We start from the raw sequence: 3825 nt of genomic DNA, 5'->3' as shown, positions 1-3825 counted from the left end.
GAGCGGCACTGACCGCCTAAACCACCAAGTCGAAGAATCACACGACGACGTCGTACACCACGTCCCTGGACTTGACCCCAACCCCGTCTCCCGCCGTTGGTACTGGCCGGCAGGTCATACCGAGATCATGAGGCATAGTTTTCGATTCCCGCTACCAGCAGTGCGACATTCGATCGGAAATGCACCGTCGAGTGCGGTCAGGGGGTCGAATCTGCGAGACCGGCTTTAGGAGAGCGGTCAAGCCCTTCTGGTTGAGGTCCAGAAGGGGTGTCTGAGCTGGTCATATAGCGCCATCGCACACCAAGCGAAACCACCGCGTGCCGACCAGTGCAGATAGCGGGTTTCAGGCTGCTGTGGTACGGGTCTCGTTGGCATAAGTGTGTCGTAGCGCGTGAACGAGCGCACCCGACCGTTTCCCGGATCGGACAGGTGGTTGTGGTGAGTGGTGCGGATCGGTGCGGATGTGTTGCATTGGTAGGCAGTCGATTTGGCGACAAAGGGTGCGGACAAATGGGGACACAGATGATGTTGGTCAGGATGGTAGAGCACGACGATGGGTGCGTCCTATGGTTCCCACGTGGTGAACATCAATTCGAAATCGGCAGCGCGCAAGCGTGTCCGGGAGGCGCAGAACAAGGCCAACGAGGCACGTCTGGAGCGTGAGCGTCAAAATGTCGATGACGCTGCGTCGTTCCTCGTCGAGCTTGGGCGGCTGGCCGCCGTCGACGAGTGGGAGCGCAACCGTATCCTCGAGATACACGCAGAGGGAGAGCGGCGCCGTCACGAACACCGCCAGGCCGGCGCGACAGCGTTGGCCCGGATGCAAGGCCGCGGTGAAAGCCTCACTGCGATCGCTAAACTGGCGGGAGTCAAAGTCGGTGAGGTAGCACACATCTCGGCTGGGCTCAATCCGGGACGTGTGTCGCCAAGTGACTCATCCTGTGCATCAACGGGTTTCGGATCGCGGAGCGCATGACCCGATTTGACTCTGCGGGCGGACTCGCCGGTCTCGGCTCCGACGACCAGCACCGCATCGCTGATACCGCGCACAATGTCCCCACCAAGGACCTCGACGAGGTATTGCGGTGTATTGCCGCCAATCGGGCAGCTGATGCGACGCCGGGGCGCCAGCCCAACCGCTTCGGCAATTCTCGACGCGGGATTGTCACGCGGAATCATCAGAATGCCCGGTGTCGCCACCGTATCGATCCGATGCCCGATCGCAGCGCCCGCGTCTTGCAATGCTCGACGCGCGGCTTCGCAAGCCAAATCGATGGGATCGACGACGCTGTCGCCGCGGTGCGTGATCTCACCGACCGCGACGACAACGGGAGTGCGGGGCGGAATCGCCAACGGTCAGGTCACGTTCATCGTCGGCACCTTTGTTGCGACATATTTGCGATATTGTCACATAAGTAGCCATGCGACAACCGGTTGGGTCGTTAATTCACGATCGGTCCGAGGCTGCATACTTGCTTCGTGACGAAGAAATCGTTGCGCTGGGGCACGGCACCTCCCACGACCCGCGACGTCGCCCGAGACCTCCTGCTCGATGCCGCCGAAGCGTGCCTGGAGGGCAAGGGGCTGCCGGGCACCACCATGGAGGACATCGCCAGACAGGCGGGGGTGTCGCGCGCCACGGTGTACCGCTACTTTCCAAGTCGTGAATCCGTCGTTTCCGGTGTCATCCTGCGTGCGGCCGAACGCTACCTAGACCGCATGCGTCGACGGATCGCAGTACATCGCGATTTGGGCACGGCAATACTCGATTTCGTCGAGGTCACGGTACGCGCCGCTCATCGCGAGCCGACAATCGGATTGCTGTTCGGCAGTGACGAGGAACTCGCCGGCGTGGGGTTGGCCAAGGGAACGTCGGTGGCTTTGTTTGAACTCGTGGCCGAGTTCCTTCGACCTGTCTTCGCTGCGCACTGGGACCAACTCGAGCCCGGGGTGTCGGTCGACGATGCCGCCGAATGGATCCTGCGAACCGTCCTCAGCCTGCTGTCGGTCCGCGGCCCCAGACACCGCAGCCCCGAAGGCCTCGATGCCTTTTTACGCCGATTCCTGCTTCCAGCTCTGCTCACCAACACCCAGCCTTGCGTCGATGCAACAAGTGCAGAGTAGTGTCTCAAACCATCGCATCGATATCCGTGGATGAGAAGGGGCGCTAACCATGGAGTTCGCGCAGTTCAATCAGCAGATCGCCAAGGAATTGCAGAACGCGGCGGCAACCACGGGAGGACTCTCCAAATACCTGGATTTTCGCCACACCGAGTTCGCCGCCGGGCGGCTGGTTGTGCAGATGGATGCTCGGGACGACCTTTTGACTCCGTTCGGCAATCTGCACGGCGGATGCCTGTCAGCAATGGTCGACCACTGCTTGGGCGTGGTGTTTTACCCGGTGATCCCCGCTGGATCGTGGGTCGCCACAACCGAATTCAAGCTGAACTTGCTGCAGCCCGTGTCAAGCGGAGTATGCGTCGCCGTCACCGAGATCATCGCGCTGGGCAAGCGCAGCGGTGTCGCCAGAATCGACATCACCAACGACGGGCGCGCGGTATGTGCCGCCCAAGGAACAGTGACCGTCGTTAGCCCTAGGGGGAATTCCTCGTGATGAAAAGGACCGATGGTATTGTCGTCCGACTTCACAACGGCGAGCGCACCCGATGACCGTTACGCTCGAGCGATTCCGCACCACAGACGGCGTCACCCTCACGGCGGATTGCTACCGGCACGACGCTGCCCGCGCCGTTGTGCTGCTCCTGCACGGCGGTGGTCAAAACCGACACGCCTGGGCGACCACAGCGCGCCGCTTGCACGCTCGTGGGTACACGGTCGTCGCGTATGACGCCCGAGGTCACGGCGACAGCGCGTGGGACCCTACCGGAAGATACGACCTCGGACGGCTAGCGTCCGATCTGCTGGCCGTGCGTGAACACGCGAGCACCGACCGCCCGCCGGCCGTCGTCGGCGCATCCTTGGGCGGCATGACCGTCCTGGGCACGCACTTGCTGGCGCCCGCCGACCTGTGGGGAGCCGTCGTCCTGGTCGACATCACTCCGCGAATGGAGTTTCACGGAGCACGCCGCGTCGTGTCGTTCATGGCCGCCCATCCTGACGGGTTCAGCACGCTCGACGACGCCGCGGACGTCATTGCCGAATACAACAGACATCGCACTCGGCCCAAGAACCCGGACGGACTCCGTAAAGTCTTGCGGCAACGCGACGATGGTCGGTGGATCTGGCGATGGGATCCGGCCTTCATCACTTCCAACTTCCAGTTTCTGCAAGGTGACCCCGCGACTGGTGCCGAAAAGTTCGACGCGATCAGCGAACTGCTTGTTGAAGGGGCCCGCCGCGTGCAGGCACCCACTCTTCTGGTGCGCGGCGTCCTTTCAGATGTGACATCGCAGCAGTCGGTCGACGAATTCCTCAAGGTCGTACCGCACGCCCAAGCGGTGGACGTCTCCGGCACCGGCCACATGGTCGCAGGCGACGACAACGATGCCTTCACCGCAGCCGTCGCCGGATTTCTCGACCGCACGATAAGCACTTCAGCGTGAAAAGCTCTGGGCTATCTGGCGCAGCCCGGGCTGGCCGCGCCAAAATCATGGCCGAGCTCGGCATCAAGGGGATCAGTCCGCGGAGGTTTAAGACCACCACGGTGGTCGATCCGGCCTCGTTTCCGCCGGATCTGATCGGCCAGCGCTTTGATAAGGGCCGACTCGACGCGGTGTGGTCCTCGGATATCGAGCGCCGTGAGGCGCTGTTCAACCGAACGGAGGTGAGAGACCACCGTCGCCGAGCCATCGCAGTGGCCCGGTA

The 3825-nt window shown here is 62.5% G+C and carries 4 protein-coding genes and 2 pseudogenes; 5 read left to right on the top strand and 1 reads right to left on the bottom strand.

The annotated features are described in order from the left end of the window. Nucleotides 1-577: 577 nt before the first annotated feature. On the top strand, nt 578-976 hold the full coding sequence (locus AWC17_RS03905) for a hypothetical protein (RefSeq protein ID WP_225336942.1): 399 nt from the start codon (nt 578-580) through the stop codon (nt 974-976). On the opposite strand, the pseudogene AWC17_RS33965 reads toward AWC17_RS03905, so the two are convergent. Continuing rightward, nucleotides 892-1353 (bottom strand): annotated as a pseudogene (locus AWC17_RS33965) (acetyl-CoA acetyltransferase); the annotation flags it as partial. The gene AWC17_RS03905 and the pseudogene AWC17_RS33965 sit on opposite strands and share 85 nt — an antisense overlap. A gap of 126 nt (nt 1354-1479) precedes the next feature. Between AWC17_RS33965 and AWC17_RS03895 the strand changes: the two are divergent. The 4 genes and pseudogenes from AWC17_RS03895 to AWC17_RS03880 all read left to right on the top strand — a co-directional run. Continuing rightward, nucleotides 1480-2124 (top strand): TetR/AcrR family transcriptional regulator, encoded by a 645-nt coding sequence (locus AWC17_RS03895; RefSeq protein ID WP_007168379.1) that lies wholly within the window; start codon nt 1480-1482, stop codon nt 2122-2124. A gap of 49 nt (nt 2125-2173) precedes the next feature. Beyond that, the gene (locus tag AWC17_RS03890; RefSeq protein WP_007168380.1) at nt 2174-2614 is read left to right on the top strand and encodes a PaaI family thioesterase; all 441 of its coding nucleotides are present in this window, start codon (nt 2174-2176) and stop codon (nt 2612-2614) included. A gap of 52 nt (nt 2615-2666) precedes the next feature. Further along, the gene (locus tag AWC17_RS03885) at nt 2667-3563 is read left to right on the top strand and encodes an alpha/beta fold hydrolase (protein ID WP_007168381.1); all 897 of its coding nucleotides are present in this window, start codon (nt 2667-2669) and stop codon (nt 3561-3563) included. A gap of 47 nt (nt 3564-3610) precedes the next feature. Next, nucleotides 3611-3825, top strand: a pseudogene (locus AWC17_RS03880) (hypothetical protein); the annotation flags it as partial.

It is taken from the genome of Mycobacterium nebraskense (assembly GCF_002102255.1).
Classification (GTDB): Bacteria; Actinomycetota; Actinomycetes; order Mycobacteriales; family Mycobacteriaceae; genus Mycobacterium; species Mycobacterium nebraskense.
The sequence above is the reverse complement of the archived record's forward strand: the minus strand, read 5'-3'. Positions and strand labels throughout refer to the sequence as shown.